Below are 19,851 nucleotides of genomic sequence, written 5' to 3'. Positions count from 1 at the left end.
GTAAAAATGCAAGAGTACAGATGGCAGGCGTTGCGGGAAATGTAAATTGTGTTGCGCAATAATTACGCAAAAATGAACTGGAAATTGCATAATCTCGACAGGCCCGGCAGCACTGCGCCGCCGGGCCATGGGTTTAGCCCTGAAGCCACCAGATAGCTTCAAACGGACGCAGCGTCATGCCGGCTGGGGTGTCGTAGTTGCTCATCAGCACCTCCCCATCGCTGTAACCTGCTGGCGGTTGCCAATCCTGCGGCTCGTCGCTGAGGTTGGCGACAACCAGCAGAGTCTGCCCCTCATGCTGACGGCGATAGCACCACAGCGACGGATGTTCAGGCAGCAGATCCTGATAATCTCCCCAGGTCAGCACCGACTGAGATTTACGCAGCGCAATCAGCTGCTGATAGGCATAGAACACCGAATCAGGGTCGGCCAGCGCCTGCTCGACGTTAATGTCGGCGTAGTTATCGCAAGTGCCAATCCACGGTTCGCCCGCGGTGAAGCCTGCGTTCGGGCTAGCATCCCACTGCATCGGCGTGCGGCTGTTATCGCGCGATTTCGTCGCGAGAATGGCCAGCAGCTCGTCTGGACTCTGCCCCTTAGCTAATAGCTCGTTATACATATTGTGGCTTTCTACATCGCGATATTGCTCAATCTTCGCAAAATGCGGATTGGTCATGCCGATTTCTTCACCCTGATAGATGTACGGCGTGCCCTGCATCCCGTGCAGCACCATCGCCAGCATTTTCGCGGCGTGGACGCGGTGTTCACCCTCTTTGCCAAAGCGTGAAACAATGCGCGGCTGGTCGTGGTTACACCAGAACAGCGCGTTCCACGCCCGGTTGTGCATCCCCTGCTGCCAGTGGCTGAACAGCGCTTTTAACGCCACAAAGTCCGGGCGCGCTAACACCCACTTCTCGCCGCCGGGGTAGTCCACCTTGAGGTGATGGAAGTTAAAGGTCATCGACAGCTCTTTGCCGTCCAGCGACGCGTACTGCTGGCAGTGTTCAAGCGACGTCGACGACATCTCGCCAACGGTCATTAATCCCCGTGGCGTAAATACCTCGCGGCTGAACTCTTGCAGGAATTCGTGGGCGCGTGGGCCGTCGGTATAGAAGCGGCGGCCATCGCCCCGGTCGTCATTCGGGAAGGATTGGTCTTTTGAGATAACGTTGATGACATCAAGGCGCAGGCCGTCAACGCCACGATCGGCCCAGAACTCACAAACCTTTTTCAGTTCATCGCGAACTACCGGATTTTCCCAGTTGAGATCGCCTTGTTCGGTCGCGTAAAGGTGCAAATAGTATTGCCCGCTGGCGGCGTCCCACTGCCAGGCGCTGCCGCCAAATTTTGAACGCCAGTTGTTCGGCGGCGTTTCCGGGGTGCCATCACGCCAGATATAGAACTGGCGATAAGGACTGTCTTTTTTGAGCGACTCTTTAAACCAGGCATGATGGGTGGAAGTATGGTTCAGCACCATATCCAGCACGATGCGGATGCCGCGCTTGCGCGCTTCGGCAACCAGCTGGTCAAAGTCGTCGAGCGTACCGTAAGACGGATCGATAGTGGTGTAGTCGGCAATGTCATAGCCATTATCGATCTGAGGCGAAACGTAGAACGGCGTCAGCCAGATAGCGTCGACCCCCAGCTTTTGCAGGTAATCCAGGCGAGAAGTCACGCCGCGCAGATCTCCCGTACCGCTGCCAGTAGTGTCCTGGAAACTCTTTGGATAAATCTGGTAGATGACACCGTTTTGCCACCAATGAGGAAGTGTATTCATAGAATTTTCCTTGAAGAAGGAGAAGGGGCGCAATTGCGCCCCAAACAAGGTGAGATTTACATGACCGGCAGCGTGCCCTGTTTCTGCTTACGCTTGTACACCATCATGGTCAGAATGATTGGCACGACGATGGAGATGATCATCGCAACGCTGTAAACGCCCCAGAAAGTCGGTTTAATTGACAGAATGCCCGGCAGACCGCCTACACCGATACCGTTCGCCAGTACGCCGTACAGACCGCACAGCAGACCCGCAATACCGGAACCTACCATGGCGCACAGCATTGGGAAGCGGTACTTCAGGTTAATCCCGTACATCGCCGGTTCGGTGACGCCAAGATAGGCGGAGATCGCAGCAGGAACGGAAATTTCACGTTCTTTCGCTTTGCGGCTGCAAATGATGATGCCGACGACCGCCGAGGCCTGCGCGATGTTCGACAGGGCAATCATTGGCCACACCGGGGTGCCGCCCATGCTCTGGATCATCTGCATATCAATCGCCAGCGTGGTCTGGTGTACGCCGGTAATCACCAGCGGCGCATACAGGAAGCCAAACAGCGCCGCGCCAATTGGGGCGAAGCTACCGGTCAGCAGGTGACGCACGGCAAACGCGACGCCATCGCCAATCCAGCGGCCGAACGGGCCGATAATGGCGTGCGCGAGGAACACCGCGAGGATAAGCGAACAGACCGGCACGATAACCAGATAAAGATAGTCCGGCACGATGCGTTTCAGACGTGTTTCAATAAAGCCTAAGGTCAGACCGGCAAGCAGGGCGGGAATAACCTGCGCCTGATAGCCGACTTTAGCGATAGTGAACAGGCCGAAGTTCCACACTTCAGGCACCTGCTGACCCAGCAGATAGGCGTTCATTAGCTGAGGTGACACCAGGGTGACGCCGAGCACAATACCGAGAATCGGCGTGCCGCCCATTTTCTTCACCGCAGACCAGCAGATACCCACCGGCAGATAGAAGAAGATCGCCTCACCGATTAGCCATAAGAAGTCATAGGCGGTTTGCAGCGACGGGTGCATTTGCGCCAGCGTCTGACCGTTGCTCATCGGCAAGTCGCCGATAACGTTACGGAAGCCTAAGATCAAACCCCCGCTGATAAGCGCTGGCAGCAGCGGGAAGAAGATTTCCGCGAAGTGGGAAATCATCTGCTCGTGCCATTTCATATTCTGGCGCGCCGCCAGTTTTGCCTGCTCTTTGTCCGCCGACTTTTGCCCGGTGGTGGCGAGCAGCGCCTGATAGTAATCGCCCACTTCGGTGCCGATAACCACCTGGAACTGACCGGCGTTGGTAAAGCAACCTTTAACCATCGGCAGCTCTTCAATGGCTTTCGGATTGGCTTTCGCCGGATCGTTTAGCACGAAGCGCAGACGCGTGATGCAGTGGCTGACGGTGGCGATGTTATCGCGTCCGCCCACCAGCTCGATAAGTTTATCGATGTTCTGTTGTTCTATTTTTTTGCTCATTATAGGGCCTTAAAACAGAGGTGAGATCTCTTCGATACCCGCCACTTCAGACTGCTTTTCTCTGGCAGACTGACGGACTCAGGATCAAAACCGTAGTTATTACGCTGAACATTAGCGTACCGGGTTTACGTTTTTGGGAAAATGGGAACGTTCCCGAAACGTTGCGACGATCACATTAAAGCTGATATTAGCTTAGGCCAGGATTGCGGGGATCACTATCTGCAGCGGTTCGCTTTTGCCGCTGATTTGGGCGATGAGCTGTTCTGCGGCGCGGCGTCCAGCCTCGGCATAGCCGGGATCGACGGTGATAATTTCCGGGTGCAGGAACTTGGTGAGAGGGGTATTACCGACGCTGGCGAGCTGGACGTTATCGATACGTCGCTCCTGAAGGTATTTGCTGGCCCCCAGTGCCAGCGTGTCGGTGGCGCAGATGAGCGCCGTGGTTTCGGGGGTAATCACCCGGCCCGCATAGTCGTAGCCTTGCTTCATGGCCAGCCCCGGTAAAGCGGCAACCGGCGTCAGCGAGTGTTGCTGACAAAAAGCCTGATAAGCATCATGACGACGCTGACCGGTGGTGACATCGCTTGTCGGAACGCCGAGGAAACTGATGTGGCGATGGCCCTGTTCTAATAGTCGCTGCATCAGTTGGGTAATTGCCCCTGTATCGTCGTAACAGACCGAGGTAAACCCGCTGGCGTCACGGGCCATCAGAACCAGCGTGGACTGCCAGTTAGCGAGCATCTCGTCGGTGATACCGGTAAAACCAAACAGAACAATACCGTCAATGTTACGGCGTCTGAGCATCGCCAGATGTTCGACCACCTTCTCCGGCGAGAACTGGCTCTCCATCATAATCGGGTCGTAGCCCTGATCATAAAACGCCGGCAGCATGGTCTGGACGGCAAGATTTTCCGATAGCGAATCCAGACGGGTAACGATAATCGCTACCACTTTATCACTTTGCCCACGCATCGCGCGCGCCGAGCGGGAAGGGGAGAAGCCTTGCTGCAACATCACGGCTTCCACGCGTTCGCGGGTGCGTTCGCTGACGCCGCTCTCATTATTGAGAACACGGGACACGGTTGATTTACCGACGCCGCTCAAACGAGCGATATCTTTGATGGTCAGCCGATTATCCATGTAGTTGCCCCGTGTAATTATTTTTTCGTAAAACCTGATGGTTTACGTATCGTTGAATTGCTTGCCGTTATTATATCGCCCTAATTGTCACACAACTTGAAATTTTCTCCGTATAATTCGCGGCGATTTTTCCCTATTTCCTTACCGGAGGCGTTATGGATCCCGATCCCACCCCTCTCTCCCGCTGGAGAGTAACTTTCCGGTAAGTCAGTTTTCACTGCCTTACCGATTTGTGAGGCAGTGACATTCCAATGTATGTCCCTGCGTTAAAAATTAAGCGCCTGTAAGGTGCAGATTTTCTGTGCCCGTAAGGCAGACTGCGGCCGCTTTTTGCGGCTGCGAGGGACTATGTATGCTGAAAAACTTTACCCGGCAGCTGTTTGCACAGCTTAGCCGTCACTTACCGCATCGTCTGATTCAGCGCGACCCAATGCCGTCTCAACAAAGCGTCGCCAGCACGCCCATTCCGTCATCGCTGAGCGAGCACTGCCTGAAAATGGCGCAGTTGAGCGAGCAGGAGCTGTGGCAGACCTTTAATACGCACCCCGAAGGGCTTAACGCCGCTGAGGTTGAACAGGCGCGCGCACTTCACGGTGAAAACCAACTGCCCGCACAACAGCCGCAGCCGTGGTGGGTGCATCTGTGGCTGTGCTACCGCAACCCGTTCAATATCCTGCTGACCGTGCTGGCGGCGGTTTCCTACGCCACGGAAGACCTGTTCGCGGCAGGGGTTATCGTACTGATGGTGGGTATTTCCACGCTGCTGAATTTCGTCCAGGAAGCGCGCTCGACCAAAGCCGCGGATACCCTGAAAGCGATGGTGAGCAACACCGCCACGGTGCTACGCGTCATCAACGATAAGGGCGAGAGCGGTTGGGTTGAACTGCCTATCGACCAACTGGTGCCGGGCGATATAGTTAAGCTTGCCGCCGGGGATATGATCCCCGCCGACCTGCGTGTGATTCAGGCGCGCGATCTGTTTATTGCCCAGGCGTCATTAACCGGCGAATCGCTGCCGGTGGAGAAGGTCGCGAAAACCCGCGAACCGAACCAAAGCAATCCGCTCGAGTGTGACACCCTGTGCTTTATGGGCACCAACGTGGTGAGCGGCACGGCGCAAGCAATGGTAATTGCCACCGGGGCGAACACCTGGTTTGGTCAACTGGCGGGCCGGGTCAGCGAGCAGGAAAGCGAACCGAACGCCTTCCAGAAAGGCATCAGCCGCGTCAGCATGTTGTTGATCCGCTTTATGTTAGTGATGGCGCCAATTGTGCTGCTGATTAACGGCTTCACCAAAGGCGACTGGTGGGAGGCGGCGCTGTTTGCCCTCTCCGTCGCCGTCGGCCTGACGCCGGAAATGCTGCCGATGATCGTCACCTCAACGCTGGCGCGCGGGGCGGTGAAGCTGTCCAAACAGAAGGTTATCGTTAAGCATCTTGATGCCATCCAGAACTTTGGCGCGATGGATATCCTGTGCACCGATAAAACCGGAACCCTGACCCAGGATAAAATCGTGCTGGAAAACCATACCGACGTTTCCGGTAAGGTCAGCGAGCGCGTGCTGCAAACCGCGTGGCTTAACAGCCACTACCAGACCGGGCTGAAAAACCTGCTTGATACGGCGGTGCTGGAAGGCGTGGATGAAGGGGCGGCTCGTCGGCTCTCCAGCGACTGGCAGAAGGTGGATGAGATCCCGTTTGATTTCGAACGTCGCCGTATGTCGGTGGTGGTAAGCAAAACGCCGGATGCGCATAAGCTCATCTGCAAAGGCGCGTTGCAGGAGATCCTCAACGTCTGTACCCAGGTGTATCACAACGGCGAAATCGTTCCGCTGGACGTCACCATGCTGCGCCGCATCAAGTGCGTTACCGATACCCTGAACCATCAGGGGCTGCGCGTGGTCGCTGTGGCGAGTAAATTCCTGCCTGCGCGGGAAGGGGATTATCAGCGCATTGATGAGTCCGACCTGATCCTCGAAGGCTATATTGCCTTCCTCGATCCACCAAAAGAGACCACCGCACCGGCGCTGAAAGCGCTGAAGGCTAGCGGCATTACGGTCAAAATTTTGACCGGTGACAGCGAGCTGGTGGCGGCAAAAGTGTGTCATGAAGTGGGGCTCGATGCGGGAGAAGTGATTGTTGGTAGCGACATTGAACAGCTGAGCGACGACGAACTGGCGAAGCTTGCCCAGCGCACCACGCTGTTTGCCCGTCTGACGCCAATGCATAAAGAGCGCATTGTGACCCTGCTCAAACGCGAAGGGCACGTGGTGGGCTTTATGGGCGACGGCATTAACGACGCTCCAGCGCTGCGCGCCGCGGATATTGGTATTTCCGTCGACGGTGCGGTGGATATCGCCCGTGAAGCGGCCGATATCATCCTGCTGGAAAAAAGCCTGATGGTGCTGGAAGAGGGCGTGATTGAAGGACGTCGTACCTTCTCGAACATGCTTAAGTACATCAAAATGACTGCCAGTTCTAACTTCGGTAATGTTTTCAGCGTCCTGGTGGCGAGCGCCTTCCTGCCGTTCCTGCCAATGCTGCCGTTACACTTACTGATTCAGAACCTGCTGTACGATGTGTCTCAGGTGGCGCTGCCGTTTGATAACGTTGATGACGAGCAGATTCAAAAGCCGCAGCGCTGGAATCCGGCAGATTTAGGACGCTTTATGGTGTTCTTCGGGCCGATAAGCTCTATTTTCGACATTCTGACTTTCTGCCTGATGTGGTGGGCATTTAAGGCGAATACCCCGGAAATGCAGACGCTGTTCCAGTCCGGCTGGTTCATCGAAGGGCTGCTGTCGCAGACGCTGATTGTGCATATGATCCGTACTCGCCGCATTCCGTTCGTCCAAAGCCGCGCAGCGTGGCCGCTGTTTGTTATGACGCTGCTGGTGATGATGGTCGGTATCGCACTGCCGTTTTCACCGCTGGCAGGCTATCTGCAACTCGAAGCGCTGCCGTTAAGCTACTTCCCGTGGCTGGTGGCGATTCTGGTGGGTTACATGACCTTCACGCAGATGGTGAAAGGGTTCTTTACCCGTCGTTACGGCTGGCAGTGATCGGTGAGGGCCCCGGCGGCGCTGCGCTTGGCCGGGCTACGTTCGTGCATGTTTGTCGCCCCCGGATTTCGTGCACCTTTGTCGCCCGATCAGGCGCAGCGCCGCCGGGAAACCCGCCGCACAAAAACAAAAAAGGCAGCCATCGGCTGCCCTTTCTTCATACTGCGTCTAATTAGCGACGCACGGCAATCGCTTCAATTTCAATCTTCACATCTTTCGGCAAACGGGCCACTTCAACGCAAGAACGCGCTGGGAAGGTGGCATTGTGCTCGGTGAAGAACGCTTCATAGGTGGCGTTAACGGTCGCGAAATCATTCAAATCTTTCACGAAAACGGTCGTTTTAACGATATCGCCCACTTTCAGGCCGGCAGCTTCAACGATCGCTTTCACGTTTTCCAGTGACTGGCGAGCCTGAGCGGACACGTCGTCCGCTACGCTACCGGTTTTCGGATCAACCGGGATCTGACCGGAAGTAATAACCATGCTGCCCAGGTCAACGCCCTGAACGTATGGGCCGATAGCGGCTGGTGCTTTTTCCGTCGCAATAGTCTTGCTCATGATATCTCCAGATGAACTGCAATAATAAGGTGTTAGCCATTATAGAGAGGCCACATTTCAATACCAACCGCAATTAGTTGGCCAGCACCACATAATGAGAAAACTCTTTTTCACAGTATTTGCATTTGAGTGCAATGTCATCGGCGCGTTTTTTCACTGCAAAGCTCGACGAAACCGGCTCAGCATGGCTGATACAGTTACTGTTCGGGCATACCAGCACGCGTTCAATGCGCTCCGGCAGGCTTGGGCGAGATTTTCCCACCACTTCATAGTTGTCGATGCGGTTTACCGTCGCCTGTGGGGCATACAGCGACAGTTGGTTAACTTGTTCATCGGTCAGGAAGGTATTTTCGATTTTAATCAGGTCTTTACGGCCCATTTCGCCTGACGGCAGGTTCAGACCGATGGTGATGCGCTGATCGGTTTCGGTCAGTTTGAACAGCGTCAGCAGCTTAAAGCCGACCTGCGCCGGGATATGGTCAATTACGGTGCCACGGTTAATGGCTTCCACCTGCAATTTATTGTCGTGTGTCATCGTCATTTCCTCCCTTACTTAAGCCAGTTCGCTATTGAGTACCAGTGCCAGTAACGCCTGGCGGGCGAAGATACCGTTACCGGCCTGCTGGAAGTACCAGGCGTGCGGCGTTTTATCGACATCGGTGGTGATCTCATCAATGCGCGGCAGCGGATGCAGCACCTTCATGTTGTCGCGCGCGCCTTCGAGGTCTGCGGCACGCAGTACGAACTGCGCCTTCACGTTGGCGTATTCGGACGGGTCGAGGCGCTCTTTTTGTACGCGGGTCATATACAGAATATCGACCTCAGCCATCACTTCATCAATGGCGCTGTGCAGGCTCCAGACGATCCCTTTTTCATCGAGCATATCGAGAATGTACTGCGGCATCGCCAGCGCATCCGGGGCGATGAAGTAGAAGCGGTTGCCGTTAAATTTGGCCAACGCCTGGGTTAATGAGTGGACGGTACGGCCATATTTCAGGTCGCCGACCATGGCGATGTTGAGGTTTTCCAGGCGGCCCTGAGTTTCCAGAATGGTGAACAGGTCGAGCAAGGTCTGGGTTGGATGCTGGTTGGCGCCGTCGCCCGCGTTCAGAATCGGAATACCGCCTGAGAACTCGGTAGCCAGACGCGCCGCACCTTCCTGCGGATGGCGCATGACGATAGCGTCGACGTAGGTGCTGATGACTGAAATGGTATCCGCCAGAGTTTCCCCTTTTTTGCCCAATGAGGTGTTGGCGCTGTCGGAGAAACCGACCACGCTCGCCCCTAAGCGATGCATTGAGGTTTCAAAAGAGAGGCGGGTACGCGTCGAGGCCTCGAAGAAGCAGCTGGCGATAACCTTGTGCTTAAGCAGCTCCGGCTGTGGATTCGCTTTCAGTTTAGCGGCGGTCGCCAAAACCAACTCAAGGTCTTCGCGGCTGAGATCGTTTATGGAAATGATGTGTTTTTGATACAGCGGATTAGCCATGGTTATCTCCTGACGACGGCGCAAAAAAAAAGCCCCTTAAATAAGGGGCTTTACGAATACGGATGCAACGGAAAGGAAAAACGGCAGGCCAGCGTCTGTTTTCAGACGCGGTAGGACGCGATGTCGTACACACTGAACCATATTTCCTCCTGGCAAACGGAGCGGAATTATACGCAGCTTTATCCGGCAATCAAGGGGGGAATTCACATTTTAATCGACGAAAACGATTCTCATTGAATGGGTAGTGGGTCAGGGTGAATTTAAATTCGATGAAGGAAACGGCGCAAAGTGTGCGCCAGAGCGGCAGACGCGGAGAGTCATGATAAAAAGTACTGGTATGGTAATGCGATTTTACGTATAACAACTTAAAATTGAAACATTGTTTTATTTGTGGAGTCATCATGATCATTGGCAACATCCATCACCTGCAGTCATGGCTGCCGGAAGAACTGCGTCAGGCGATTGTCCATCTTCAGGCCAACGTCACCGATGAGACGCCGGAAGGGAAATACGATATCGACGGTAACCGTCTGTTTTATCTTATCTCTGAAAATATGACCGAGCCGTTTGCCGAGCGCCGCGCTGAATATCACGCGCGTTATCTCGATATTCAGGTAGTCCTGAAGGGCCAGGAAGGGATGTCATTCAGCGTGCTGCCCGCGGGCAAGCCGGACACCGACTGGCTGGCGGATAAAGACATCGCGTTTCTGCCGGAAGGCGGGCAGGAAAAAATGGTGGTGATGAGCGAAGGTGACTTCGTGGTCTTCTACCCGGGTGAAGTGCACAAACCGCTGTGCGCCGTGGGACAGCCTGCGAAAGTGCGCAAAGCGGTGATTAAACTGCTGGTCGCCTGACGGTGTGAGGTGCCGGATGGCGGCTATGCCTTATCCGGCCTACACCAGCCGGTAGGCCTGATAAGCACAGCGCCATCAGGCATAACCGCGCACATTGCCGGATGGCGGCTACGCCTTATCCGGCCTACACCAGCCGGTAGGCCTGATAAGCACAGCGCCATCAGGCATAACCGCGTACATTGCCGGATGGCGGCTACGCCTTATCCGGCCTACAACCGCATTTGTAGCCCGGACGAGGTGCGACAGCACCGACTCCGGGAACTCCCGGTGTCTCTGATGAGCTCATTTACTCAGCGTCGCGACCATCACCGCTTTGATGGTATGCATCCGGTTTTCGGCCTGATCGAACACGACGCTCGCCGCCGATTCAAAGACCTCATCGGTCACTTCCATCCCGCCATGCATGCCGTACTCCGCCGCCATTTTCTTGCCAAGCGTCGTCTGATCGTCATGGAATGCAGGCAGGCAGTGCAGGAATTTGACCTGTGGGTTACCGGTCAGCTTCATCATCGCGCTATTAACCTGATAACCACGCAGCAGGGCAATACGCTCCGCCCATTTCTCTTTGGCTTCCCCCATCGACACCCACACATCGGTATAGATAAAGTCCGCGCCTTTCACGCCTGCGGCAATATCTTCGGTCAGCGTCACGTTACCGCCATTTTTCTGCGCCAGCGCTTTGCATTCCGCCACCAGACTCGCTTCCGGCCAACATTCCTGCGGGGCGACCAGACGCAAATCGATACCAGTTAACGCCGCCGCTTCCAGCATAGAATTACCCATGTTGTTACGCGCGTCGCCAGCATACACCAGCGTCATTTCGTTGAAGGCTTTCCCCGGCAGATGCTCCTGCATGGTGAGCAAATCCGCCAGCAGCTGAGTGGGGTGGAATTCATCGGTCAGGCCGTTCCAGACCGGAACACCAGCATACTCCGCCAGCGTTTCGACGATCTCCTGACCATAACCACGATACTGAATACCGTCATACATCCGGCCCAGTACGCGGGCGGTGTCCTTAATCGACTCTTTATGGCCAATCTGGCTGCCGCTGGATCCAAGATAAGTGACGCGCGCGCCCTGATCGTATGCGGCAACTTCGAAAGAGCATCGTGTACGGGTTGAGTCTTTTTCGAAGATGAGCGCGATGTTTTTACCGGTCAGGTTTGGCGACTCCGTGCCGTTCTTTTTATCCGCTTTTAGTTTTGCCGCGAGTTGCAGCAGCGTGGTGATTTCTGCAGGGGTAAAATCGAGTAGTTTTAAGAAATGCTTTTTATACAGAGTAGACATTTTTCCCTCACCTGGCTCAAGCCACTTATTGAATTAAAATTCACTTTATATGTATGAATATTCATTTGCAACCCCGATAACAAATCTTTATCGGAAAGGTGGAGGCAATGGCGGCGGTATGTGACAATAAGAGTATCAGCCACATTACGAGGAACGAGTCATGGCAAACGCAGAACACCTGGAAGAACAGCGTGAAGAAACACGTCTGATCATTGAAGAACTGCTGGAAGACGGTAGCGATCCCGACGCGCTCTACACCATTGAGCACCACCTTTCTGCGGACGATTTTGAAACCCTGGAAAAAGCAGCGGTGGAAGCGTTCAAGATGGGTTATGAAGTGACTGAGCCGGAAGAGCTGGAAGTGGAAGAAGGCGAGACCGTCATCTGCTGCGATATTCTGAGCGAGTGTGCGCTGAACGCGGATCTCATCGATGCGCAGGTTGAGCAACTGATGAACCTGGCTGAGAAATTCGAAGTGGAGTACGACGGTTGGGGCACCTACTACGAAGATCCTAACGGCGAAGAAGGCGACGACGAAGACGAAGATGAAGTCGACGAAGACGACGATGGTGTGCGCCACTAAGTTATCTGGTTCCCTACGGCAGCGCTCGCTGCCGTAGTTCAAGGATTTGGTCATGGATTACCCGCAAATACTCTCCCCCATCTACAGCTTCCTGCATTGCAAAACCCCCGACAAATGGCTGGAAAAAGCGCGTTTACCTGAAAACCTTCCTCTGCTGCTCACCGATCATCTGGTTTGCGAGCTGAAAGCGGCGCAAACGGCGATGTTCCTGGTGCGTAAATATGTGGCTGGCAAAGAGGGCGCACAGGCGCTACTTGCGTGGTTACGACCGTATGAAGCCTTTGCTTTTCGTGAGGGAGAAGCCCCGGACTTTGCGCTACTCAATAAGCAGATCAATAAGAGCGTGATGCCGCAGACTGACGATCCCTGGGGGCAGCAGCTTATCGACAGCATGGTGCTGCTGATTAAAGAGGAGCTGCATCACTTCTGGCAAGTGTGGCAGGCCATGCAGCGCCGCCAAATTCCTTACGTGAAGATTACCGCCAGCCGCTACGCCAAAGGGATGCTTAAAGAGGTGCGCACCCATGAACCGCTGACGCTGATTGATAAGCTGATTTGTGGCGCGTATATCGAAGCGCGTTCCTGCGAACGTTTTGCCGCGCTCGCGCCGTATCTTGAGGACGATCTAAAGACGTTTTATCTGTCGCTGTTGCGCTCGGAAGCGCGCCATTATCAGGATTACCTGACGCTGGCACAGCAGATTGCAGACGACGATATTAGCGACCGCGTACGCTTCTTTGGCGAAGTGGAAGCGTCACTCATCACCACGAGAGATGACGAGTTCCGCTTTCACAGCGGCGTGCCGGAAGCACTTTAACCCACAGATTGCAGGCGAGATTAAGGCTTAACCGTAGACTTTGATGCAGCGGAACAGTCTTTACCCACAAAAGTTTGCTTGAGCGTTTGTGAGGTTTCCATCTTCGCTTTTGGCGAGTCAACATCCATTTTCATGGTCATTGCAAACTCGGTATCGCTGACTTTGTTCATCTCAATGTGAGCGTTGGTTTTGGTTTTTCCCTGGGTGCAGACGGTGTCATTCACCATATGGTTGTCAGAGCTTTCCGTAAAGGTGGTGGTACAGCCGTTTAAGCTGTTGGTGTAGCCTTTAGCAATTTTTTTAGATTCTTCCGCCATTTTAGGCGTATAGCAGAGAAGCTTCGAGGCACCGGAATTCTTCTTGTCTATCACCACTTTGCCGCTGGCTTTATCAACCACGTGCATTTGGGTATTTTCCAGCTTCCATTCGCCAGGCTGCATATCCAGCGCGCAGGCGCTGCCGATGCTGAACATGGCGCTTGAGATGACTACCGCGCAGATAAATCCTTTCATTTTCAATCCTTTTGATAAATTGAGATACAACGTACTGGCCGGAGGTATCCGGCCAGCTTTGGCATTACAGGAACGGTAGCGCAGAGGCTGTGCCGCGAGAGATGCGGGCGAAGAAACCATTTTCGACGGGACGCTCGTCGTTTTTCAGTTCAAGCTTATCGAGATCGCCAATCACCATCGTGTTCTCTATCTGGTAGCGAAGAAAATGGACTTTTAACCAAGGATAGGCGAGGCCGAACGTCAGCATGGAGAAAAGCGAAATGATAAGCAGGTTTACAGCCACGTTGAAGAAGGTCAACGACGACTGGAAGCGTATGTCGCCAGCCAGCGTTAAGTTGTTGAACGCATAGTTGCGCAGCGCCGAGAAAAGATAGGCCGTGGAAAGTAAAATGCCAACGGTATACAGAAGGAATAATGAGTATTTCATGTCTGAGGTAGCAAATATCAGTCCACCTAGCCCTGCGTTATTCAGCGTGGAATAAATAATGGCGAAAATGGTGGCAATAAAGGGCACCATAATCAGCATAGATATAATTGATATGGTGACGCACCGCGCTATTTTGATATCGACATTAAATCTATGAATGCCAAATTGGAAGTTATTAGCGAAAAGCTGTATCCAGTTGCGATAGACCAGGCCATAGAGTGCACAGCAGATGATTATCCACGCTATGGCGCCGAGGACGATGGTGGCGATTACCCCATTCATGCTTGTTGGAGTGCCCATCAGCTTGCCAAACCCCATGATAACAATGGCACAGCCAATTAAGATCAGAATGGGCATGCCCATCGTCAGCCACCAGGCACGCAGAGTCGAGCAGTGAAAACCAAAGCGGACGTTATTTAGTTCGGTCATTGCCGCATGGTAATTGAGGCTCTTAACCGCCATGCAGGGAGAGATAAGGATAAAAATCCAGAAGCCGATTTGCAGCTCATCGCTTCCTGTAATCAAGTATTCAACAAAGGAGATGATCAGGAAAGCTACCGATATGGCAAACCAGCTCAGTAGTATCGCGCCACCTTTAGCGTGATAGCTAAAACAGGCACCGTTGAGTTCCATATTTTCATAAATATAACGTCGGCAACGTACCACTGCCCAGGGAATATAAATCCCGCAGGTAATCAATGACAGCACGACATTAATCAGGCAAATAAAGAAAAAGTCCTTGCCGGTTCCATGAAATTTTAGCGTGTGCGATTCACCGCACTCGCCGGGGAGAGTGTGAGACATAATGGACATCCTTGTGTTTAAAGAGGCACAGACTTTAGCGTTTTTTTAAAGGATGGCGTATTAAATTATACCGAGAGACACAGTTTTCGGAATATAGCCCTGACTTGCATTGCCAAAAAGAGAGTGATATTAATCTGATGTATTTTTGTCTTTGAATTAATTTAACTTATGTATAATTTACGGCGGTGCCGCCTTCGGAATAGGGATAAAAAATAGAATGAACTGGACACACGTCATCCTGGCGGGCTATATCGGGGCGGTGATCGCCATCGTAGTCGGTGTATTTCGCAAAAAAGGCTGGATTGGTAAAGCGGCTGGGGCAATTATCTTTGTCGTCGCGATAATCGCCTGGAACTTGTTTGATGTGCACTATCTTATCCCGCGAGAGAGTCCTGATTTTGGCAAAACTGAAGAACAGCAGTTCGAATCAGCGATGTCGACGATGCCGACTTTCCGGGTGCTAAAAGAGCAGGATCCGACATTCTGGCAGCATATTCGCGATATGGCGGCGCAGATGAAAAGGGAAGGCAAAAGCCAGCAGCAGGTCATTGATGCCATTCAGCCTCAAATCCTGCAACTGCAAATGGCGCGGCTACAGCAGGCTCCCGACGCTAACGTGATTGAATACATGAAAATCAACCTTGAGCAGATTGCCGCCGCGAAGAAAAGCGGCGACGACGTGTGCTACCGTTTTCTATTCCCGGCGGTCAAAGGGGGAATTAATCCGGTCAAAATTCTCTCGAAAGAACTGCTGACCCGACGCACTGAAAGTGACGCCCGAATGATGCGAGCGGCTTACGGGCCGGATAAACACACGGTCACGGCGCAAGAGAAACAGCAGGCGCTGGCGGATATGCAAAGCATCGGCCCGACGCTTATTCAACGCTACGGGCAGGATGTGCAAATCATGTCGGATCCGACAAAAGGTGTGGGCAAAGAAGGCATCGCTTGCGATATCGTGCAGGATTTCTGGCAGCAGATATTGGCTCTGCCGGAAGCCAACGCGGCAGGGGCTATTCGCCTGGCGGTCTCACCGGAAATGCAGTAAACCTGATAACCCCTTTGCGTTGCTCAAAGGGGTTTTAGCATTCTCACTTCGCAATCAACATGACCGGTGCAACCCAGTGCCTGCGAGATGTGCGCAAAACCCAGATGCTCGTAGAGACGAATAGCTTCGGTCAGAAACGCGGTGGTTTCCAGATAACATTGCTTAAATCCCTGCTCGCGGGCGTGATCGAGCGCCGTTAAGGCGAGCTTCTTCGCTAAACCCTGGCCGCGCACGCTTGGCAGAAAATACATCTTTTGCAGCTCGCAAATATCCGGCTCGCTACAACCTAACGGCGCCACACCGCCGCCGCCAACGACGTGTCCATTTTGTTCGACGACCCAATAGGCTGCACCTGGCTGGCTATACACCTGGAATAATTCGTCCAGATTCGGGTCAGCCACCGTGTAGCCTTTGTCAGCGGTCAGGCCGTATTCGGCAGAGACCTGGCGAATAACCTGGGCAATGGCGGCGTTATCTTCAGCCGTGATCCGGCGAAGGGTCGCAGAAACGGGTGTAACAACACTCATAGCGAAACTCATGACATAAACGTGAAATATATGCAGTTAATAACACTGCGGGCAGGGGGAGTGCAAGCGAGGATAATTCAGGAGCGAACCCGGAGTCGGCGCAAGCGCCTCGTCCGGGTTACATTCGTACACCTTTGCTGCCCGGGCGAGCCCGGGACAACATCGGCACGATTTACAGCGCGGCGATAACCGCCTGCTGTTCAATCAGCTTCGCTTTCGCTTCGGCGTAACCGTCCAGCTTCTCACGCTCTTTGGCGATGACCGCTTCCGGTGCGCGAGCAACGAAACCTTCGTTAGAGAGCTTGCCTTCGATACGGGCAATCTCACCTTCGATTTTCGCCACTTCTTTCGCCAGACGCGCCAGCTCATCTTCTTTGTTGATGAGGCCAGCCATCGGGATCAGCAGCTCGGCACCGTCGATGATTTTGGTCACGGAAACCGGCCCTTTATCATCAGCAGGCAGCACGGTGATGCTTTCCAGACGCGCCAGATTCAGCAGGAAGCTACGGTTATCGTTCACGCGACGCATTGCGTCAGCGCTGCAACCGCGCAGCAACAGCTCCAGCGGTTTGCCCGGAGCGATGTTCATTTCCGCGCGGATGTTACGCACGGCAACGATCGCCTGCTTCAGCCATTCGGTATCGGCCAGCGCCGCTTCATCAACCTGAGACGCATCGTATTCCGGGAACGGCTGCAACATGATGGTATCGGCGGTAATGCCGGAGATGACCTTCACGCGCTGCCAGATGGTTTCGGTGATAAATGGAATGATTGGGTGCGCCAGACGCAGCAGGCCTTCCAGCACGGTGACCAGCGTATTGCGGGTGCCGCGCAGTTCAGACTCAGAACCGCCGTTCATTACCGGCTTGGTCAGCTCCAGATACCAGTCGCAGAACTGGTTCCAGGTGAACTCATACAGAATGCCCGCGGCGATATCGAAGCGGAAGTTATCCAGCGCTTCGCGGTACGCTTTGATGGTCTGGTTGAATTCCGCGAGGATCCAGCGGTCGGCCAGAGACAGGGTCATTTCGCCGCCGTTGAAGCCGCAATCCTGATCTTCGGTGTTCATCAGCACGAAGCGGCTGGCGTTCCACAGCTTGTTACAGAAGTTACGATAACCTTCCAGACGCTTCATATCCCAGTTGATGTCGCGACCGGTTGAGGCCAGCGCCGCCAGGGTGAAACGCAGGGCGTCGGTGCCGTGTGGCTCAATGCCGTCCGGGAACTGCTTCTCGGTACGTTTGGCAATTTTCTCAGCCAGCTGCGGCTGCATCATGTTGCCGGTACGCTTAGCCAGCAGGTCCGGCAGGGAGATACCGTCAACCATATCCAGCGGGTCGATAACGTTGCCTTTGGATTTGGACATCTTCTGGCCTTCGTCATCACGAATCAGACCGGTCATGTAGATGGTCTTAAACGGAATCTGCGGCTTGCCGTCTTCATCTTTGATGAAGTGCATGGTCATCATGATCATGCGGGCAATCCAGAAGAAGATGATGTCGAAACCGGACACCATCACGCTGGTTGGGTGGAACTGACGCAGCGCGTCGGTGTTTTCCGGCCAGCCGAGGGTGGAGAAAGTCCACAGCGCGGAGGAGAACCAGGTGTCGAGAACGTCTTCGTCCTGACGAAGCTGAACGTCGGCGCCGAGGTTATTTTCCTGACGCACTTCCTCTTCAGTACGGCCAACAAAGACGTTGCCGTCGTTGTCGTACCATGCCGGGATACGGTGACCCCACCACAGCTGACGCGAGATACACCAGTCCTGAATATCGCGCATCCAGGAGAAGTACATGTTTTCGTACTGTTTTGGTACGAACTGAATATCACCGTTCTCAACCGCTTCTACCGCTGGTTTCGCCAGCACGTCAGCACGCACGTACCACTGGTCGGTCAGCATCGGTTCGATAACCACGCCGCCACGGTCGCCGTAAGGTACGGTCAGGTCGTGTGGTTTAATTTCTTCCAGCAGGCCCAGCGCGTCAACGGCAGCGACAATTGCTTTACGCGCGGCAAAGCGTTCCAGCTTCTGGAATTCAGCCGGGATTACGTTGGAGTAAACGTCGGACTCTTCGCCTTTGGTGTCATACACTTCAGCGCTTTCGCGGATGTCGCCATCAAAGGTCAGAATGTTGATCATCGGCAGGGCGTGACGACGACCGACTTCATAGTCGTTAAAGTCGTGAGCCGGGGTGATTTTCACGCAGCCGGTGCCTTTTTCCATATCGGCGTGTTCATCGCCCACGATAGGAATGCGGCGGTCAACCAGCGGCAGAACCACGAATTTACCAATCAGATCTTTATAACGCGGATCTTCCGGGTTCACGGCCACGCCAGTGTCGCCCAGAATGGTTTCAGGACGCGTGGTGGCAACCACCAGATAATCTTTACCGTCTGCGGTTTTCGCGCCGTCGGCCAGCGGATAGCGGATATGCCACATAGAGCCTTTCGACTCGCGGTTTTCCACTTCCAGGTCAGAGATAGCGGTGCGCAGTTTCGGATCCCAGTTGACCAGGCGTTTGCCGCGGTAAATCAGGTCTTCTTTGTACAGGCGAACAAAGACTTCTTTCACGGCATTGGAAAGGCCTTCGTCCATGGTGAAGCGCTCGCGCTCCCAGTCAACGGAGTTGCCGAGACGACGCATCTGACGGGTAATAGTGCCGCCGGATTCCGCTTTCCACTGCCAGATTTTATCGATAAACGCCTCGCGACCGTAGTCGTGGCGAGTTTTACCTTCTTCAGCGGCAATCTTACGCTCAACCACCATTTGGGTCGCAATACCCGCGTGGTCAGTACCGGCCTGCCACAGGGTATTTTTACCCTGCATACGCTGGTAGCGGATCATGGTGTCCATGATGGTTTGCTGGAAAGCATGACCCATATGCAAACTGCCGGTGACGTTCGGCGGCGGGATCATGATGCAGAAGGACTCTTTGCTTTCATCGCCGTTAGGCTTGAAATAGCCCTGCTTTTCCCAGTGCTCGTAAAGCGGCTGTTCGATATCTTGGGGGTTATATGTCTTTTCCATTATTTCCAGGTTGCCGTATTCAGGTTAAAACCAGCCACGCGGTAAGCTTTGTAGCGATCGCGTGCGAGTTGTTTTAAAGTTTCTTCGTAAGGGACGAAGTCTACCACTTCTGTGAAAGCGGTGGCAAAATCTGCAAAATTTACCCGCAGACTGATCAGGATATCGCGTGGGCTGCTGTTACGTTTCGCAGGCCAGGCTATCTCAACCGGTGCACCGCCTCTTGGACCTTCGCCCGCCAGATTATGCGGCACAAAGCTTTCCGGTGGACGCGTCCACAGCGCTTCATCCAGGCGCACGGCCTGCTGCTCGTCTTCACAGGCAATCAGCACCCGCTTACCCGCACGCCAACGTTCTGCGGCAATTTCACACACTAACTGCTCGACGGCGCTGAGGTCGTCGACGGTGGTGTCGTTGTCCAGAATATAGAACGTTGCATTCTTCATATATGGGGCTTCTTGTGGTG

General features: G+C 54.0%; 20 protein-coding genes. 6 read left to right on the top strand and 14 right to left on the bottom strand.

Annotated elements, in window-relative coordinates; all coding sequences use genetic code 11:
* Positions 1-133: 133 nt before the first annotated feature.
* From treC to treR, 3 genes are all read right to left on the bottom strand, one after another.
* A complete protein-coding gene (gene treC / locus ACIPDS_RS15945; RefSeq protein WP_400737776.1) occupies positions 134-1,777 on the bottom strand; it encodes an alpha,alpha-phosphotrehalase in 1,644 nt (547 codons plus the stop codon).
* Between the two features lie 56 nt (positions 1,778-1,833).
* A complete protein-coding gene (gene treB / locus ACIPDS_RS15940) occupies positions 1,834-3,255 on the bottom strand; it encodes a PTS trehalose transporter subunit IIBC (protein ID WP_400737773.1) in 1,422 nt (473 codons plus the stop codon).
* A 192-nt stretch (positions 3,256-3,447) separates the two neighbouring features.
* Entirely contained in the window at positions 3,448-4,395 is a 948-nt protein-coding gene (gene treR, locus ACIPDS_RS15935) for a trehalose operon repressor TreR (RefSeq protein WP_400737770.1), read from the bottom strand.
* A gap of 155 nt (positions 4,396-4,550) precedes the next feature.
* Between treR and mgtL the strand changes: the two genes are divergently transcribed.
* Together mgtL and mgtA are read left to right on the top strand one after the other, a co-directional pair.
* Positions 4,551-4,601: a mgtA regulatory leader peptide MgtL gene (mgtL, locus tag ACIPDS_RS15930; RefSeq protein WP_122983162.1), complete on the top strand. Its 51-nt coding sequence runs from the start codon at positions 4,551-4,553 to the stop codon at positions 4,599-4,601.
* A gap of 146 nt (positions 4,602-4,747) precedes the next feature.
* Positions 4,748-7,456 carry a magnesium-translocating P-type ATPase gene (gene mgtA / locus ACIPDS_RS15925; RefSeq protein WP_400737767.1) on the top strand — a complete coding sequence of 903 codons (2,709 nt, stop codon included), beginning with the start codon at positions 4,748-4,750 and terminating at the stop codon, positions 7,454-7,456.
* 172 nt (positions 7,457-7,628) lie between these two features.
* Here mgtA and ridA read toward each other — a convergent pair whose 3' ends face one another.
* From ridA to ACIPDS_RS15905, 4 genes are all read right to left on the bottom strand, one after another.
* Entirely contained in the window at positions 7,629-8,015 is a 387-nt protein-coding gene (ridA, locus tag ACIPDS_RS15920; protein ID WP_062777803.1) for a 2-iminobutanoate/2-iminopropanoate deaminase, read from the bottom strand.
* 73 nt (positions 8,016-8,088) lie between these two features.
* The gene (pyrI, locus tag ACIPDS_RS15915; protein WP_062777849.1) at positions 8,089-8,550 is read right to left on the bottom strand and encodes an aspartate carbamoyltransferase regulatory subunit; all 462 of its coding nucleotides are present in this window, start codon (positions 8,548-8,550) and stop codon (positions 8,089-8,091) included.
* Positions 8,551-8,568: 18 nt separating this feature from the next.
* Positions 8,569-9,501 carry an aspartate carbamoyltransferase gene (pyrB, locus tag ACIPDS_RS15910; protein WP_400737763.1) on the bottom strand — a complete coding sequence of 311 codons (933 nt, stop codon included), beginning with the start codon at positions 9,499-9,501 and terminating at the stop codon, positions 8,569-8,571.
* 36 nt (positions 9,502-9,537) lie between these two features.
* Positions 9,538-9,642, bottom strand: a complete 105-nt coding sequence (locus ACIPDS_RS15905) for a pyrBI operon leader peptide (protein WP_072351778.1) — start codon at positions 9,640-9,642, stop codon at positions 9,538-9,540.
* A 260-nt stretch (positions 9,643-9,902) separates the two neighbouring features.
* Here ACIPDS_RS15905 and ACIPDS_RS15900 point away from each other — a divergent pair, with 260 nt between their 5' ends.
* Positions 9,903-10,355: a YhcH/YjgK/YiaL family protein gene (locus tag ACIPDS_RS15900; RefSeq protein WP_400737759.1), complete on the top strand. Its 453-nt coding sequence runs from the start codon at positions 9,903-9,905 to the stop codon at positions 10,353-10,355.
* 282 nt (positions 10,356-10,637) lie between these two features.
* Here ACIPDS_RS15900 and argF read toward each other — a convergent pair whose 3' ends face one another.
* Together argF and ACIPDS_RS15890 are read right to left on the bottom strand one after the other, a co-directional pair.
* Complete coding sequence (argF, locus tag ACIPDS_RS15895) at positions 10,638-11,642, bottom strand: ornithine carbamoyltransferase (RefSeq protein ID WP_400737756.1); 1,005 nt, start codon at positions 11,640-11,642, stop codon at positions 10,638-10,640.
* Positions 11,612-11,707, bottom strand: coding sequence for a hypothetical protein (locus ACIPDS_RS15890; RefSeq protein WP_400737753.1), 96 nt, complete (start codon positions 11,705-11,707; stop codon positions 11,612-11,614). The genes argF and ACIPDS_RS15890 overlap by 31 nt, the downstream gene beginning before the upstream one ends.
* 95 nt (positions 11,708-11,802) lie before the next feature.
* On the opposite strand from ACIPDS_RS15890, the gene rraB reads away from it, so the two are divergent.
* Together rraB and ACIPDS_RS15880 are read left to right on the top strand one after the other, a co-directional pair.
* Positions 11,803-12,225 (top strand): ribonuclease E inhibitor RraB, encoded by a 423-nt coding sequence (gene rraB / locus ACIPDS_RS15885; RefSeq protein ID WP_166516663.1) that lies wholly within the window; start codon positions 11,803-11,805, stop codon positions 12,223-12,225.
* A gap of 52 nt (positions 12,226-12,277) precedes the next feature.
* Complete coding sequence (locus ACIPDS_RS15880) at positions 12,278-13,042, top strand: tRNA isopentenyl-2-thiomethyl-A-37 hydroxylase MiaE (RefSeq protein WP_400737749.1); 765 nt, start codon at positions 12,278-12,280, stop codon at positions 13,040-13,042.
* Between the two features lie 20 nt (positions 13,043-13,062).
* Here the strand turns inward: ACIPDS_RS15880 and ACIPDS_RS15875 are convergent, their stop codons facing one another.
* Positions 13,063-13,554 (bottom strand): DUF3617 domain-containing protein, encoded by a 492-nt coding sequence (locus ACIPDS_RS15875; protein ID WP_400737746.1) that lies wholly within the window; start codon positions 13,552-13,554, stop codon positions 13,063-13,065.
* Positions 13,555-13,618: 64 nt separating this feature from the next.
* Positions 13,619-14,785, bottom strand: a complete 1,167-nt coding sequence (locus ACIPDS_RS15870; RefSeq protein WP_400737743.1) for a YjgN family protein — start codon at positions 14,783-14,785, stop codon at positions 13,619-13,621.
* A 217-nt stretch (positions 14,786-15,002) separates the two neighbouring features.
* Here ACIPDS_RS15870 and ACIPDS_RS15865 point away from each other — a divergent pair, with 217 nt between their 5' ends.
* Positions 15,003-15,833, top strand: coding sequence for a topoisomerase II (locus ACIPDS_RS15865; RefSeq protein WP_400737740.1), 831 nt, complete (start codon positions 15,003-15,005; stop codon positions 15,831-15,833).
* A 23-nt stretch (positions 15,834-15,856) separates the two neighbouring features.
* Here the strand turns inward: ACIPDS_RS15865 and ACIPDS_RS15860 are convergent, their stop codons facing one another.
* The 3 genes from ACIPDS_RS15860 to holC all read right to left on the bottom strand — a co-directional run bounded on the left by ACIPDS_RS15860 (position 15,857) and on the right by holC (position 19,831).
* Positions 15,857-16,360 (bottom strand): GNAT family N-acetyltransferase, encoded by a 504-nt coding sequence (locus ACIPDS_RS15860; protein ID WP_400737737.1) that lies wholly within the window; start codon positions 16,358-16,360, stop codon positions 15,857-15,859.
* 172 nt (positions 16,361-16,532) lie between these two features.
* Positions 16,533-19,388, bottom strand: a complete 2,856-nt coding sequence (valS, locus tag ACIPDS_RS15855) for a valine--tRNA ligase (RefSeq protein ID WP_400737734.1) — start codon at positions 19,386-19,388, stop codon at positions 16,533-16,535.
* Positions 19,388-19,831: a DNA polymerase III subunit chi gene (gene holC / locus ACIPDS_RS15850; protein ID WP_062777822.1), complete on the bottom strand. Its 444-nt coding sequence runs from the start codon at positions 19,829-19,831 to the stop codon at positions 19,388-19,390. The genes valS and holC overlap by 1 nt, the downstream gene beginning before the upstream one ends.
* Between the last annotated feature and the right edge of the window lie 20 nt (positions 19,832-19,851).

This window comes from Kluyvera sp. NPDC087067, from assembly GCF_044745165.1.
Taxonomy (GTDB): Bacteria; Pseudomonadota; Gammaproteobacteria; order Enterobacterales; family Enterobacteriaceae; genus Kluyvera.
Note: the sequence above shows the minus strand (reverse complement) of the source record. Positions and strands in the feature narration are given on the sequence as shown.

Excerpts from the sequence above, each read along its gene's own strand:
- ACIPDS_RS15880 (WP_400737749.1), top strand. The coding sequence starts at position 12,278 with ATGGATTACCCGCAAATACTCTCCCCCATCTACAGCTTCCTGCATTGC.
- holC (WP_062777822.1), bottom strand. The coding sequence starts at position 19,831 with ATGAAGAATGCAACGTTCTATATTCTGGACAACGACACCACCGTCGAC.
- mgtA (WP_400737767.1), top strand. The coding sequence starts at position 4,748 with ATGCTGAAAAACTTTACCCGGCAGCTGTTTGCACAGCTTAGCCGTCAC.
- treR (WP_400737770.1), bottom strand. The coding sequence starts at position 4,395 with ATGGATAATCGGCTGACCATCAAAGATATCGCTCGTTTGAGCGGCGTC.
- ACIPDS_RS15890 (WP_400737753.1), bottom strand. The coding sequence starts at position 11,707 with ATGAATATTCATACATATAAAGTGAATTTTAATTCAATAAGTGGCTTG.
- ACIPDS_RS15860 (WP_400737737.1), bottom strand. The coding sequence starts at position 16,360 with ATGAGTGTTGTTACACCCGTTTCTGCGACCCTTCGCCGGATCACGGCT.
- ACIPDS_RS15905 (WP_072351778.1), bottom strand. The coding sequence starts at position 9,642 with ATGGTTCAGTGTGTACGACATCGCGTCCTACCGCGTCTGAAAACAGAC.
- treC (WP_400737776.1), bottom strand. The coding sequence starts at position 1,777 with ATGAATACACTTCCTCATTGGTGGCAAAACGGTGTCATCTACCAGATT.
- ridA (WP_062777803.1), bottom strand. The coding sequence starts at position 8,015 with ATGAGCAAGACTATTGCGACGGAAAAAGCACCAGCCGCTATCGGCCCA.
- ACIPDS_RS15875 (WP_400737746.1), bottom strand. The coding sequence starts at position 13,554 with ATGAAAGGATTTATCTGCGCGGTAGTCATCTCAAGCGCCATGTTCAGC.
- ACIPDS_RS15900 (WP_400737759.1), top strand. The coding sequence starts at position 9,903 with ATGATCATTGGCAACATCCATCACCTGCAGTCATGGCTGCCGGAAGAA.
- pyrB (WP_400737763.1), bottom strand. The coding sequence starts at position 9,501 with ATGGCTAATCCGCTGTATCAAAAACACATCATTTCCATAAACGATCTC.
- ACIPDS_RS15865 (WP_400737740.1), top strand. The coding sequence starts at position 15,003 with ATGAACTGGACACACGTCATCCTGGCGGGCTATATCGGGGCGGTGATC.
- ACIPDS_RS15870 (WP_400737743.1), bottom strand. The coding sequence starts at position 14,785 with ATGTCTCACACTCTCCCCGGCGAGTGCGGTGAATCGCACACGCTAAAA.
- treB (WP_400737773.1), bottom strand. The coding sequence starts at position 3,255 with ATGAGCAAAAAAATAGAACAACAGAACATCGATAAACTTATCGAGCTG.
- rraB (WP_166516663.1), top strand. The coding sequence starts at position 11,803 with ATGGCAAACGCAGAACACCTGGAAGAACAGCGTGAAGAAACACGTCTG.
- pyrI (WP_062777849.1), bottom strand. The coding sequence starts at position 8,550 with ATGACACACGACAATAAATTGCAGGTGGAAGCCATTAACCGTGGCACC.
- valS (WP_400737734.1), bottom strand. The coding sequence starts at position 19,388 with ATGGAAAAGACATATAACCCCCAAGATATCGAACAGCCGCTTTACGAG.
- argF (WP_400737756.1), bottom strand. The coding sequence starts at position 11,642 with ATGTCTACTCTGTATAAAAAGCATTTCTTAAAACTACTCGATTTTACC.